The sequence below is a fragment of the Phyllobacterium sp. LjRoot231 genome, from assembly GCF_964253365.1.
Lineage (GTDB): Bacteria > Pseudomonadota > Alphaproteobacteria > Rhizobiales > Rhizobiaceae > Phyllobacterium.
This window is the reverse complement of record NZ_CAXUQT020000001.1, coordinates 1,626,118-1,639,121: the sequence shown is the minus strand read 5'-3', so window position 1 is coordinate 1,639,121 and position 13,004 is coordinate 1,626,118. Positions and strand designations below refer to the sequence as shown.

Genomic DNA, 13,004 nt, shown 5'->3' with positions numbered 1-13,004 from the left:
TCTGTTTGGAACTCCCGTATTGGCAAGTCCCGCTGAACCAGTGACCCCGATATGGCGGCCACGGAAATTATTTGGTTAGGCTCGCAGCCGTTTTCAAGGGCATTGCAAGTGTCTCTGTGGATGAACGCAAAATGAACATCATCTTCGGAATACGTTCACATCGATGCCATTATAACTGCACTCGAGATTGGAAACGATCCGACACTACAAAGGATACTGATAATGAAGAAAACCGTTCTCGCACTCACCGCTACGGCGCTTCTCGTCACCGGGTTTGCCGCTTCAGCAATGGCTGACGGTCGGTATTACAGAAATTCCGCGCCGGCGATCTATGTCGACGACGATGACTACGAAGGCGATGGCTATCAGGTCCAGGAACGTCGCTACTACGATAACCGCGATGATGGGCGCTACTATCGCGACCGGTTTGGCCCCCGCGACGTAGCACGGATGCTTGAGCGCCGCGGTTTTCGCGTTCGTGACGTGAATTTCGAGCGCGGCCGTTACTTCGCACGTACGTCACGTCGCGGCGAGCCGGTACTGGTCGTCGTGTCGCGTGATGGCGACATCCTGGAAACCCGCCGCATGGGGGGTGATCGTTATCGCGATCGTCGAGAAAGCGGTTTCCGCATTGAGATAAACCCGGCTTACTGAGTACAAAAGCCGAATTCGTTCCGGGTGTAACGTCCCTTCCGCCTGGAATGAACTGACCGGAAGCTCCCGACAGAGTTTCCGGTCATTCTTTTGCAGAGTCCAGTTTGACCTTTGCACCGCCGCATTTTATCACAGGGAGATTGGCGCAAGATAGGGATTGACCAGATCAAATGATCCGACCACTCGTCGAAATTCCCGCCAATCCGATCCCGTCAGGCACGCGCGTTGATTCGCTAAGTCTTCGCGACGGCAAGGAACTTCGCTACACCATCACCCCTGCCAGTGCCCAGCCTCCACAGGGCACAGTCATCGTTTTGCACGGGCGTAACGAGTGCATCGAAAAATATTTCGAGACAATACAGGACATCGCGTCCCGCGGCTTTACAGTTGCCACATTCGACTGGCGCGGCCAGGGTGCATCCAGCCGGCTCCTGCGAAATGCCGCCAAAGGCCATGTGAAAAGCTTCGACGACTACGCGGCTGACTTCGAGCAATTGTTCGAAAGCGTCCTCCTGCCCGATTGCCGTGGACCGTTCTATATCCTGGCCCATTCGGCCGGAGCGCTCGCGGCCTTGCTGGCAGCCCCCGCTCTTTCGAACCGCATCCGCCGGATGGTGCTGCTCGCGCCGCTATTGGATATCAATGGCAGCCGCGCCAGAAAGACAATGGCCAGAGTTGGTGCAAACGCCCTTCGTTATACCGGACTGGGCCGGGCTTATATGCTGGGCGGGCCGCACAGGATAAAGCCCTTTGAACTCAATGAAGTAACCTCCGATACGGCGCGTTATCTGCGCAATTGCAATGTTCTCGAGCAAGCGCCGGAACTGGCAATCGGCGGGCCGACGGCAAGCTGGATCGTCGCAGCCGCCAAAGCGATCAAAAAGATCAATCGGCCGGAATTCATCGAAACGATCCGGATCCCCTTGCTGATGATTGCCGCAGGCGCCGACAGCGTTGTATCCACCCCGGCGATCGAGCGTTATGCTTTGCAATTGCGCAATGCCACATTGCTAACGATCGATGGAGCCAAACATGAAATCCTTCAGGAAAAGGATTTCTTTCGCGAGCAGCTCTTTGCGGCATTCGACGCCTTCATTCCAGGCACCGGCAGCGAGACGGAATAGCACGTCAGCGGCTGAGCAATTCTAAAGCCTTGCTATGCAACTCGGGCGTAGCGGCAGCAACGATACCGCCGGCCTTTTCCGCCGGACCTCCATCCCATGTGGTGATCACGCCACCCGCCTTCTCGATAATGGAAACAAGCGCGACAATGTCATAAGGATGCAGGCCGGTCTCGACGACGAGATCGACGAACCCGGCGGCCAGCATGGAATAGGCATAGCAATCGGTGCCGTAGCGCGCGAGCCGCACGCTTTGTTCGACACGATCATAGGCGGCGCGCTTCTCATCCTTGAACATCGCCGGCGTGGTCGTAAACAGCGTTGCCTCGGAAAGTTCGGTCGTTTTCCGCGTTTCGAGGCGGCGAATGCCACCCGGACCCTCATACCAGGAAGCGTCGCCGTCACACATGAACAGCTCGTTGGTAAACGGTTGGGCCATGAGCCCCGCCACTGCATCTCCGTCAATGGTAAGACCGGCCAGTGTACCCCAGAGCGGAATGCCGGAAATGAACGCGCGGGTACCATCGATCGGATCGATCACCCAGACGTGCGAGTGATCGAGGTTCTCGCCGCCGAACTCTTCGCCCAGAATGCCGTGATCGGGAAAACTGGCGTTGATCAGTTTGCGAATCGCCTTTTCAGCCTCCCGGTCGGCCTCTGTAACCGGGTCAAAACCTGTCTGATACTTGTTGTCGACCGGCGAAATCGTACGGAATCGCGGCAATGTCTGCTCCGCTGCGACACCAGCGATCTGCCTCAAAAAGGAAAGTTCGATGACCAAAATGGCTCCTTGCGATTAAAATATTCTCATTTTTCTGCGTGGCCGGCCAATTTCTTGCATTTTTTTTAGGCACCTAACAATAGTGCACAAAAAAACATACAAATCGCTTGACATTTGTGCGACGCAGCATAGATTGATACACGGACGGGGCGACCTGTCTATGCCCTCCTTGGGCGTTTCCTCCCTAGACTTGGGCCGCGCTTATGCGCGGTCTTTTTTTGTTTTGGAGATCCTGCTGGTGCTGAATGGCTATTCGGCCGCAAGCGGGATATCGAGGAAGTAGAAATCCGGCAGCGAAACGAGATCGCTTAGAAACAGTGCGATATCACGCTGCAGCTGGTCGAAGCCTGCCTTCTTTTCATAGCTGTGTTCGTTGAGGTAAAGACCACGATTGACCTCGATCTGCAGGGCATGGAACTGCTTGAGCGGCCGCCCGTAGTGCTCGGTAATATAGCCGCCGGCATAGGGTTTGTTATGCGCCACCACATACCCCATTTCTCGAAGCAGGTGGATCGCCGCATTTGCCAGCTCTGGCGCACAACTCGTGCCAAACCGGTCACCGATGATAAAGTCCGGGCGCATACCGCTTTCCGGAAAACGGATGCCTGTCGGCATCGAGTGGCAATCGACAAGGACGCCGTAGCCAAAGCGTTCACGCGTTTTGACGAGCACATCGCCAAGGAGCGCGTGATACGGCTTGTAGATTGTTTCGATACGGCTCAGCGCTTCGTCGAGGTGGAGCTTATGTGCATAGATTTCCTGCCCCTCGCCAACAAGACGCGGAACCGTGCCCAGCCCTCCGGCAACCCGAGCCGAATGCCCATTCGCGTATGACGGGAGCGGTTCGAGAAACATTTTGGCATCGAGCTCGTAGGGCTCCCGGTTCACATCGAGATAGGCCCGTGGAAAATGCGCGATCATCAAGGGTGCGCCGAGCATGACGGCCGAAGCGAACAACTGATCGACGAAACAATCTTCCGAGCGACGGATCGTCTGCGGATCGAGCTGCGCCTGCTGCAGGAAAGCTGCTGGATAGTACCGCCCGCTATGGGGTGAATTGAAAACAAATGGAATGCGCTGATCGGACGGTTGCCGCAATTCGTAAGGCAGACTGTCAGGAAAATCACGCTCGGCGGTCATCGTTCACTTCAAAGGTTCATTGCAGGGCACAGAGTGTCCTTGGCACTCTAGATCAAGTTTCCTTCAGATGGAATTGACCAACGGTCCTGCGTAACCAACTTTCTGGCGTATCTGATCTACTCCTGTAGGGGTGTGAATCCTGCAAACGGGCACCTCGACTTTTGCAGCGTTCGCCCTTATTTCTAGCAAATCATTCACGCGATCTTTACCTAAAAAGCGTTTTCTAAACTGTGAGACGACGCTGGTCTGGGGATGATCGGGCATTTGTTGCGCCACCCGTCCTCTCGGACAAGTAAAAGGCGCAGCAACACTTTTAATGGGCGCATGATCCTTTCCAAAAATCGAAGGGATTTTTGGGGTTATGCATGGAGAATTCGGACGGACTGATGAAGAGAATCCTTCTTGCAGAAGACGACAATGATATGCGGCGCTTTCTGGTGAAAGCGCTGGAGAAGGCGGGGTATCACGTCACGCATTTCGACAATGGCGCCAGCGCCTATGACCGCTTGCGCGAAGAGCCGTTTTCACTGCTTTTGACCGACATCGTTATGCCGGAAATGGACGGAATCGAACTGGCGCGCCGCGCCTCGGAAATCGATCCGGACCTGAAGATCATGTTCATTACCGGCTTTGCTGCCGTTGCGTTGAATGCCGATTCGAAGGCTCCCAAGGATGCAAAAGTGCTGTCCAAGCCATTCCACCTGCGCGATCTCGTCAACGAAATCGAAAAAATGCTGGTCGCAGCCTGATCGGCTGCGGCATTCATTCCCAGTTGCAAAGAAAGCCTGATAAGTTCTCGCCACAGCTATTGACGGGGCGAATTCAATATGGTGTATGCGCCCGTCAGATGGGCGTGTAGCTCAGCGGGAGAGCACTACGTTGACATCGTAGGGGTCCACAGTTCGATCCTGTGCACGCCCACCATCTGACCTAATAAAATCAAGCACTTACGCCACCTCTTTTTGATCAACAACCAGTTTTAAATGCGAGCTTGCACGCAACTTGCACGCAAACAGGGGGCGCGGCGTGTGCTTTTGCAGCTGCGAAATGATGCTTTGTGTTGCTTGCACGCATTCCGCCAGATATTCCGGATCGAAACTTTCGTACGAATTCGCGGTGCGCTTCTCGTCGTGCCCGAGCCAAACATCGCGCTGTTCCTTGTGAACACGCGGCGTCTCTCTGCGGCAGTACGTCGCCATGAAATGCCGAATCGTGCCCTGCGTGAATTCCGTCAGACCGATGTCCTCGGCCTGGCGTTTGAAGGTTCGTTTCATCGTGGTGATGGGTTTGCCGTTCCACGACAGCGGAGCTTCCGCCTTCCACTCGTCCAGCCACTCACGCAGATTGTCGGTCAACGGAAGCACCGGTCGATACTTGTCAGTCTGCTCTCGGCCAACCGGGTTTAGGTCGATCGTTCCAAAGCGACGGTTCACCTGCGCAGGGGTGTCGCGAATGTCGATGACAGTTTCCGGCCGCGCCCAGGTATTGAGGGAAAGGATGACAAACCGGAAAAGGTTCTCCTTCCGCTTGTCGATCGACGTGATGAACGCTCCAAATTCTTCCATCGTCGGTAGGTAGTGGCGCGGCTTCGGAATGGCGATGTTGGCCGTTTTGGCGACCGTCTTTCCTTGCGTCACCACGTCAGGCGCATTGTCGAGCATCTTCACTTCGTGCCGTGTGCCAAACGCATCGATCACCACGACCAACTTCTTGGCGTGATGGAACGCAGAGGACACAACCGACAGGTTGCGCGCGATATAGGATGCGCCATGCCCTTCTGTGCGATCACGGCTCCATTCCATAAACTCGCGCTGGCGAATGGGACCAAAGGAGGCCACCGACGCCTTCACATCCATGCGCTCTTTCAGGAATTCCCGAACCAGCGTGATCGCGCGGAATGCTTGGTCCCCTGACGGCTTATGCTTCACGTCGTGCTCGTAGTAGTGATCGAGAACGGACATGATCATGACTTTATCGGGAGAACGGCTCCCGTCGATTTGGATCGAGCCGACGAGGTCGATGAGCTTGTCTTGGGCTTCGGAGAGTATTTCCGTTCCAAGTGATTTGCGAGCACTTCGGCGCTTTCCTTTGTCGTACCAGTAGGCATAGAGCTGGAGGGAACCGTCTGCCCTTCCAATCCAATAGCCTCCGTATTCCCATAGTCTGTCGTGCATGAGCTTTTCTTCCTTTTCAGATAGTCGGCCACGGCGCTGGGGTGATAGAAGATGCTGCCCCATTTGCCTGTCACGAACTCAATCAGGCCACGCTTCCGCGCACTCGAAAGCTCCCGGTATCCGAAGAGGCGTGTGAATTTAACCTCAACCTCGGCTTCCGACATCAGTTCTTCGAAGTGTTGCAGAGCAGCTGACATTCAGTTCGACCTCATCAGTTCCATAATCTTGCGGCGGCGCGCAATTGCGCAAAAGGGATCAGTTAAAACCAAGTGTTCGCTATCCCGGCGGCGGTGACGCCAAGCCAGAAGCCAATAACGGCACAGAAAATCCCCGTGTCGCCTATTGAGGCCCACACAGCGGCACGGATCGTCCGCTGCGCTGGTTTCGCTCGATGCGCTGGTTGAAGGCTTTCAGGTACCGTCACGTCGGACGCCTTCCAGTGTTCGACGGGCAGGACGTATGCCACGGCCAAGATATCCGCGATGCGCTGGGTCTTTACCGATGCGCCCATAGGACCATTGAGCAAGGCCATGCGCCGCGACACGGCATCAAGCAGGTGCTCGCAGTGCATCGCGTCCATGTTGAGCACCTGCTGGTCGTAAAGGTTCCGCGTGGTGAAAAAACTATCGGCCATCTTGGTCATCCCTCGGCTGCATGCCCTTGCGAACTTCTGCCAACCACCTGCCGAGCGACTTCGGGTACGCCCAGCAAGTGAACACGATTACGAATAGTTGCACCCCCAATGCGGTCATTCTGCACCTGGTCCGGAGTAGTGAACGGTGCGCAGCTCGACGGGGAGCCAGCCGGTAGGCGGAACATTCGCCAGGGCGAACGCGGCAAGATCCGGCTTCTTCAACGATGCGACCTTGCGCGCCTCATCCTCGTTGAGTGCTTCCACGATGGCCTTCATCACGAACGCCTTGGGCACCGACTTGAAATAGTCCTCATAGTCCATGCGACCGCGCAGCGCGACGTAAGTGTTGCCTGCGTCCAGCTCCGCAGCGAGAACGCCATTACCGTCTTTGAATGGCATGCTGTGTGGATTTTGGCTGACGATATCGAGTGCGGCCGCTGCAATTTCGGCGGCAACCTCGAACAGCCCTTCGTCCGACTTGTTGCATAGAAGCTCGAATGCGCTGGTGAAACTGATTTCGCCACGCTCGCGGGATTTGGCCCAACCCTCATGGGAAGCCTTCACTGGCTTCGTGCTGTAATCGTTGGTCATGTGAGCTGCAAGCAAGGCAATCAACCCGATCCGCGGATCGAGAACGATCGCGTCTCGCATCGCCTCCGTTGCCTGCACCGAAAGGCGTTCCATCAATGCAGCCGATATCATCGCTGGTTGCGCTGGTTCATCGCTCGATGCGCTGGTGACGCTGGTTGCCTTTGACTTGGCAGGCATCACTATGCCTTCGTGGATCACCACATCGCCATTGAACTGAACTTCAATCGCGCAGCCAGCGGTAGCCTTCTGCTCGGTCGTGAACACACCCTTCTTAGGCGTGATCTTGTCCATGTAGCGCCAGTTGTAGCCCATGGCATCAGTGAAGCTTGCCCAAGACCACCCGTTCGCAATCAAAGCCTCCTGCTTGTCGATCAGTGATTGGTCCGCGAGTTGCTGTGCAAGTTGTGGATCCGCAACGGCGTGGCTTTCCCCAAACAGGTCGACCACTATCGCGCCGCCGGCTGCTTGGTAAGCTTCTATGCCGCAGATCCTCAAGTTCTTCTGTGTGGCTTGATCGCCAGCACCGAATGCCTTGCCGACTTGGTATGAATTCAGGCTGTCAGACTGTTTCAGATCATCGAACACGCGGACCTGATCTTCCTGAGTCTTGCCCATGGTGAACGCGCGGATAATGGGGATGGCATCGCGGCCAAGTTCATCGTTGCGCCAAGCGTCGAGGATCACTGGAGCGATATTCCCGAGCGCTAAGAATTTCCGGACGCGGACAGGCTCTACACCGAAGCGATTGGCGATCTGCACTTCGTCCAGGTCGCGCTGGGAGAGTTCTTTGAACGCTACGTACATATCTGCCGGATGAAGATCCTTGCGCATGATGTTGGCGGCAAGCGACAACTCGGCGGCATCGCTGCCGCTTTCGTCCAACTCGCATTTGACCTGCATGTGAGCATCGATAGAGCCCAAACTGGCAAGATGATTAAGCGCAGCCAGGCGGCGATTGCCGTCAGCGACGAAATATTCACCATCGATCTTTTTCACCAGTAGCGGGTGGATCAGGCCGTGCCCCTCGATCGACCCGGCGAACTCCTTGATCTCGCTATCGCGATCGGAAAGACGCGCGTTGATCGGCGGCGTAGCTTCATGCCCGAAATGAAGGTCATTGAGAGCGATGGTTACGGAATCAGTCTGCAACGTCATGTCGCTATCCTTTTGAGCGGTGTCCCCGCGTGATTGAATTTGTCGATTTGATCGCCCCACGCCACGAAACCGGGACGCTGGGTGCGTGTGAACATTTCCAGCACTGCTTTGCCGCGCCCGGCGTACTCTTGCGCAGCGTTGTAAAAGCCTTCCGGCTTCCGGCTATGCTCGCGGCGTGGTTCAACGATGAGCTGGTGAATTGATTTGCTGTGACGGCGCGGCCTGCCGCGACGGCCAAGGATGACGTATTCCGCGTTCTGACGCGTGGTGTGCCCCATGCCCATCACAAAGTCGTCGATGCTGATCGCACCAAGGGGGCGCATTTCGCTGGCAGAGCCCTTCTTCGGCTTGACCCAGACAAAAGCCATGGAGGACGGCTCGAAGCCCCATGCCTTCATGATGTGAACGTGGTCGCCCCGAACAAGGTGCGGTCCGGTCATCCAGAGCATCAGATGACAGTTCTTAGCGGCCACTTCCCGCACAGGAATGTTGCAAATCGCTGCAAGCGGAGCCGTCACGTAATGACGTTCCGGTGCCCGGCCTAAACCTTTGTCGGAATAGGCTTTGAACTTGTGATTTGGATCAGCAATGATCAGATCAAACGGTCCTGGGGGAAGTGGCAAGAACATCAGTTAGAAACCGCCATCCTGTTCGAGGTCGAACAGAGCGCGCACCTTGACCTTGTAGATGCGGGCTAGTCCGTCCCGCTTCTCGGTCATGACCTTTTCGTCAACCAACAGATCGCGCTCGTACGCTCGTACCCGCGCGAGCTTGCTGACGACGCCGGCAACTTCGCGATCGGCTTCCTCCAGATTGATTTTCAGGCGCTGCACGTCTTCACGCGCGAGCGTCGTCTCACATTCCTTGATGTAGGCTACCCCCACGAATTCAGGCTGCACCATTGCAGTTCGCTTCGTGGTTTTTGCGAAAAAAGTCATTGGGCTTGTTCTCCGTATTGTTCAGCAACTAAGACGCCGACAACTTCGTCGGTGAATTCTTCGCGCCACCAGGGCGTTCTCTTCGAAATGTAGACGTGGGTGGTTCCCGCTTTCGGTGTCTTGTATCCGAGACATTTGGACAGACCGATTTTGCGTGCCTCGGGAAAGACAGCGGTCAGCGCATCAAGCGCGTAGTGGCGCGCGCGCAGAGTTTCCGGAGCGAACGCCATCAGCGGGTTTTCACCCGTGCATTTGCATGCGGCAACGATCGCCTTGGCGATCTCGTCTGCAGTCGGGAATGTTGCCTCGGTCATGGTGTCTCACTGGCAGTTGGGAAACCAGCCCGCGCGGGGCTGGAGATCAAACCGTCACTTGCTGACGCGGAGCAGGAAAGCCACCATGTCATCGACGAGGCGACCGGCCTGCGTTTCGTGATGATCCTTGATATTCTCTTCTGTAAGGCCGTTATCGCTGAGGATTTTGCGCAACCCGCGCCGCGCGGTAAGCTCAAACTCCCAATACTTCGGGTGTTCCATCTGCTTTTCGCTGAGTGCCATTTTGTTGCTCCATGGTTGAGGTGAAAAAATAGGCCCGACAGGTACGCAGGAGGGAGGAGGTTTCCTATCCTGCCGGGCCATAGTCCGGTGGAGGGGGAACCGGACTATCTGGGATACGGCGTGATGTCGTAGGCGGCGTAAAAGATATCCTGCCACCAGCGCATCAGGACGGGGAGAACTAAATCAATTGATTGATGGTCTGTGGGGCACATGCTCGGGCGGAAACAACGCCCTTCAAGGTAATCCAGCCGGGATTGTGCGTCGCACATGTTCAGAAGCACGCAAAATTCATTAGCCAGAGACTTGTCAGCCACGAAATTGCCACTAATGTCGATTGGGGGCACGTCATAATTCCATACACAGTTTGATGTAAGCGCATCGCTGATCCGGCCGACGTTTCCCGATCTGATCACAACGTTGGTCTGGCGGGTGGTCACCTGAAACATTTCCAGTCTCCTATCGATTGAGCGTGGCGTGACACGTGTCGAAGCTGTGCGTTTGTTCGCACTGCTGCATTCCATCGGGGAGGATGGAAACAAGGACTATGGATATGAGAAAACCCGCTACCAGCGCACCGAGTGCGCATCTGCCCGGCGCTGCGCCCGTCCGACAAACTTTGTCTTTTGATGGACAATTTCTCGTGACGGCGCGATTATCGTTATAATGGAACACCATTCCCCAAATCCCCTCGGACAGACCGCATGAGCGAAGCAGCGGCGTTAACTGTGTTGGAGGTTATCAACAAAATGTTTAATGTGCAATCTATCATTAAACAAAAAGTTTAATTACCATTTGAACAAATGATGAGAGATTGTTGTTGATGATTCGACAGAGGAACGTATGTGGGCGACCGGGCAGAGGATAAATCAAAACACCAGCGATTGCGCATGCTTGCCATGCAGCTGTCTGGTCAGCTGCCGGACGATCCGGACGATGCGTTCATTGTACTGAAGTACATGCGTGAGCTTTTCGAAACCTATCTGGATCAGAAGGTCATGATGAAGCCGCACATCGTGCTCAGTGAACACGACGAGATCCCAAGCGTCGGGAATCAGCAGAATGTACTCAAATTTCTGCGCGAGCAGATCGAGGGCAAGACCGTAGAAGGCAGCGACTAGGCCTGTCGCTTATTGCTGCCTGTGCTTTGCTCGCCGATGAGTTGCATCAGCTCGTAAGGCATGTTTCTCGGGTCGCCGAACAGGATGAAATCTGAGGTGGCTCCAGTGAGCTGCCTGATCTTCGCCAGGTCGGGTGCTGGTGGCACGCTCCGCCCGTTTTCATAAGTGTACCAGCGCTGCGGTGATGCACCGATAGCCGCCGCCATAAATGTGGCGCTCCATCCCTTCGCTTTGCGTAGCGCAATCAAGCGACTGGCAATGGCTTCTCTACTCGTATCGGGCTCGTACTCAGACATTTAAACAATATGTTACAATTCCGGCACGAATGATATAAATCATTAGTTTATAGTTGATTTTAAACTTTTTGTTTATTAACGTCCCGCACCGAGGGTTACTCTCTACCAGCGGGGCATCGTGTCCGAACCAAATAATCTGACAACTGTTGGGGCAGTGATCGACGTTCTCGGCGGCAATACTGTCGTGCAGCGAGCCACGGGCGTTAACACATCCCAAACAGTATCGCAGTGGCGCATTCGTAATCTAATGCCCGCGCGCCTGTATAATTTCATGATCAGCGGCGTTCAGAAACGCAATTGCAGTGCCCCCAAATCACTCTGGGGCGTGGTCGAGGGCGAATGGGGGGACGCAGATGACGTCGCCCACTGATCGCGAGCGAAGCCAGGCTGATTCGGCTGACCCCGGAAAGCGCGACGACATCGAGTACGTGGTGGACGGTAGCGCGCAGCTCACGGTGGAGGGATTTATTCACCGCGACTGGAGGGGGGAGAACCGATGGTTCAAGCACCGGTACGCGTAGCGCCACCCGAACACAAGTTCCGCGTCACGTTCCATGCCGTTACCCGATACATCCAACGGATTATGGGCGTCGTGGTCAAAACGCCTGAAGGCATGTCGTTCAAGCTGGTTGCGCAGGCGCATTGCGATGCCGTCTCCATGAGCATGGATGACATCAAGGCAATCATCCTCTGCCCTGCCGTCATAGCCGCCTGCATGGTAGGCATGACCGGCGTGAGCACACGCGACTTCCGTGTCGCTATCACGCCTCTTACCGGCGTAGTTGTCACTGTCGCGGAACCGAAACGCAACCGCTTCAAGCGGCGCAAGCTCTTGGTCAAGACCCGCCGTGAAATCAAACAGGAGTCGAAGGAACACATCCGACGTGTGAAGCGCCGACCGTCCGCACAATGGCTCAAAGAGCCGGAAGAGGTCGGATGACGATCATCACGCGCCAGCGATCGGACAATTTCGCCATCATTCCAAACGCCGTTGCGGAGGACAACCGCCTGTCGTTCTCGGCGCGCGGCCTGCTGGTCTATCTGCTCGCCAAGCCGAACAACTGGCAAGTGCGCATCGAAGACATACGCACCTCGGGCGGCATTGGACGCGACCAGGCATACAAGCTGCTGGCTGAGTTGAAGGCCGCTGGCTACATCGTGATCGAGACAAAGCGCACTGCGGCGAACACGTACGCCTCTCATAATTACATCGTTTACGACAATGCGGTTGTGGAAAAGCTGCCACTTCCTGAAAACACGGAAGTGGATGCGCCACTTACTGAAAACACGGAAGTGGCCGAGCCACTTCCTGATTTTCCGGTTACCGGAGAACACGGACGCATAATAAGAACTAATAATAAAACAAATACTCAATCTTCCCCCCTACCCCCGGAACGAACAGCAGACACCCCAAGGTTTCTCGATCTCTGGGAGGCATGGCCACACCGGGAACGACCGGACAATCGGCTCATGGCCGAGTCACTGTTCGACAAACTTCGGCAGAAAGACCAGCGGTTGGCGATCAGGTTCGCCGAGGCATATCGGACGATGCTGGTGCTTCGTTCTGAGCCCTACCGGATGATCTCCTACCTCAAGCAAAAAAGCTTTCGAGAGATGGCCGGAGCCCCGGCGATCAACAATCACGGCGCATTCCTGATCACTCCAGATCGTCCCGAGTGGGAGCCATGGATGCAGGACATGCGTAATCGCAATGGACCCGCCGTCGAAACAATTGCCCGCGAAAATCGGTGTGTGAGCGTCAAGACGCGATGGCCGGCAGGCTACGTGCCGATGGGCGATCTGCTCGACATGACTGGTTAACCCCACCCTTAACCCAGCCCTTAA

18 protein-coding genes and 1 tRNA gene are annotated in these 13,004 nt (G+C 55.6%); 8 read left to right on the top strand and 11 right to left on the bottom strand.

The window, feature by feature from the left end; genetic code table 11:
- Positions 1-222: 222 nt before the first annotated feature.
- Entirely contained in the window at positions 223-654 is a 432-nt protein-coding gene (locus ACSQ3H_RS08025) for a hypothetical protein (protein ID WP_436116559.1), read from the top strand.
- Between the two features lie 170 nt (positions 655-824).
- Positions 825-1,778, top strand: a complete 954-nt coding sequence (locus ACSQ3H_RS08020) for an alpha/beta fold hydrolase (protein ID WP_436116558.1) — start codon at positions 825-827, stop codon at positions 1,776-1,778.
- A 4-nt stretch (positions 1,779-1,782) separates the two neighbouring features.
- On the opposite strand, the gene hisN is transcribed toward ACSQ3H_RS08020, so the two are convergent.
- Both hisN and ACSQ3H_RS08010 read right to left on the bottom strand, forming a co-directional pair.
- Complete coding sequence (gene hisN / locus ACSQ3H_RS08015) at positions 1,783-2,556, bottom strand: histidinol-phosphatase (protein ID WP_436116557.1); 774 nt, start codon at positions 2,554-2,556, stop codon at positions 1,783-1,785.
- A gap of 249 nt (positions 2,557-2,805) precedes the next feature.
- Complete coding sequence (locus tag ACSQ3H_RS08010) at positions 2,806-3,696, bottom strand: N-formylglutamate amidohydrolase (protein WP_436116556.1); 891 nt, start codon at positions 3,694-3,696, stop codon at positions 2,806-2,808.
- Positions 3,697-4,082: 386 nt separating this feature from the next.
- Here ACSQ3H_RS08010 and cpdR point away from each other — a divergent pair, with 386 nt between their 5' ends.
- Positions 4,083-4,445, top strand: coding sequence for a cell cycle two-component system response regulator CpdR (cpdR, locus tag ACSQ3H_RS08005; RefSeq protein WP_008124673.1), 363 nt, complete (start codon positions 4,083-4,085; stop codon positions 4,443-4,445).
- A 100-nt stretch (positions 4,446-4,545) separates the two neighbouring features.
- Positions 4,546-4,620 (top strand) — tRNA-Val (locus ACSQ3H_RS08000).
- A gap of 23 nt (positions 4,621-4,643) precedes the next feature.
- On the opposite strand, the gene ACSQ3H_RS07995 is transcribed toward ACSQ3H_RS08000, so the two are convergent.
- From ACSQ3H_RS07995 to ACSQ3H_RS07960, 8 genes are all read right to left on the bottom strand, one after another.
- A complete protein-coding gene (locus tag ACSQ3H_RS07995; protein ID WP_436116555.1) occupies positions 4,644-5,870 on the bottom strand; it encodes a hypothetical protein in 1,227 nt (408 codons plus the stop codon).
- A 259-nt stretch (positions 5,871-6,129) separates the two neighbouring features.
- The gene (locus ACSQ3H_RS07990; RefSeq protein WP_436116554.1) at positions 6,130-6,504 is read right to left on the bottom strand and encodes a hypothetical protein; all 375 of its coding nucleotides are present in this window, start codon (positions 6,502-6,504) and stop codon (positions 6,130-6,132) included.
- Between the two features lie 114 nt (positions 6,505-6,618).
- Entirely contained in the window at positions 6,619-8,250 is a 1,632-nt protein-coding gene (locus tag ACSQ3H_RS07985; protein ID WP_436116553.1) for a ParB/RepB/Spo0J family partition protein, read from the bottom strand.
- Positions 8,247-8,879 (bottom strand): MT-A70 family methyltransferase, encoded by a 633-nt coding sequence (locus tag ACSQ3H_RS07980; RefSeq protein ID WP_436116552.1) that lies wholly within the window; start codon positions 8,877-8,879, stop codon positions 8,247-8,249. The genes ACSQ3H_RS07985 and ACSQ3H_RS07980 overlap by 4 nt, the downstream gene beginning before the upstream one ends.
- Positions 8,880-8,882: 3 nt before the next feature.
- The gene (locus ACSQ3H_RS07975; protein ID WP_436116551.1) at positions 8,883-9,188 is read right to left on the bottom strand and encodes a hypothetical protein; all 306 of its coding nucleotides are present in this window, start codon (positions 9,186-9,188) and stop codon (positions 8,883-8,885) included.
- A complete protein-coding gene (locus ACSQ3H_RS07970; protein ID WP_436116550.1) occupies positions 9,185-9,502 on the bottom strand; it encodes a hypothetical protein in 318 nt (105 codons plus the stop codon). The genes ACSQ3H_RS07975 and ACSQ3H_RS07970 overlap by 4 nt, the downstream gene beginning before the upstream one ends.
- Positions 9,503-9,556: 54 nt before the next feature.
- On the bottom strand, positions 9,557-9,745 hold the full coding sequence (locus tag ACSQ3H_RS07965; RefSeq protein WP_436116549.1) for a hypothetical protein: 189 nt from the start codon (positions 9,743-9,745) through the stop codon (positions 9,557-9,559).
- 104 nt (positions 9,746-9,849) lie between these two features.
- On the bottom strand, positions 9,850-10,191 hold the full coding sequence (locus ACSQ3H_RS07960) for a hypothetical protein (protein WP_436116548.1): 342 nt from the start codon (positions 10,189-10,191) through the stop codon (positions 9,850-9,852).
- A gap of 396 nt (positions 10,192-10,587) precedes the next feature.
- On the opposite strand from ACSQ3H_RS07960, the gene ACSQ3H_RS07955 reads away from it, so the two are divergent.
- A complete protein-coding gene (locus tag ACSQ3H_RS07955; RefSeq protein ID WP_436116547.1) occupies positions 10,588-10,863 on the top strand; it encodes a hypothetical protein in 276 nt (91 codons plus the stop codon).
- Here the strand turns inward: ACSQ3H_RS07955 and ACSQ3H_RS07950 are convergent.
- Positions 10,860-11,159, bottom strand: coding sequence for a helix-turn-helix domain-containing protein (locus ACSQ3H_RS07950; protein ID WP_436116546.1), 300 nt, complete (start codon positions 11,157-11,159; stop codon positions 10,860-10,862). The genes ACSQ3H_RS07955 and ACSQ3H_RS07950 overlap by 4 nt on opposite strands.
- A gap of 118 nt (positions 11,160-11,277) precedes the next feature.
- Between ACSQ3H_RS07950 and ACSQ3H_RS07945 the strand changes: the two genes are divergently transcribed.
- The 3 genes from ACSQ3H_RS07945 to ACSQ3H_RS07935 all read left to right on the top strand — a co-directional run bounded on the left by ACSQ3H_RS07945 (position 11,278) and on the right by ACSQ3H_RS07935 (position 12,980).
- Entirely contained in the window at positions 11,278-11,529 is a 252-nt protein-coding gene (locus ACSQ3H_RS07945) for a hypothetical protein (protein ID WP_436116545.1), read from the top strand.
- Positions 11,530-11,655: 126 nt separating this feature from the next.
- Positions 11,656-12,099, top strand: a complete 444-nt coding sequence (locus tag ACSQ3H_RS07940) for a hypothetical protein (protein WP_436116544.1) — start codon at positions 11,656-11,658, stop codon at positions 12,097-12,099.
- On the top strand, positions 12,096-12,980 hold the full coding sequence (locus ACSQ3H_RS07935) for a hypothetical protein (protein WP_436116543.1): 885 nt from the start codon (positions 12,096-12,098) through the stop codon (positions 12,978-12,980). The genes ACSQ3H_RS07940 and ACSQ3H_RS07935 overlap by 4 nt, the downstream gene beginning before the upstream one ends.
- The last annotated feature ends 24 nt before the right edge of the window (positions 12,981-13,004 follow it).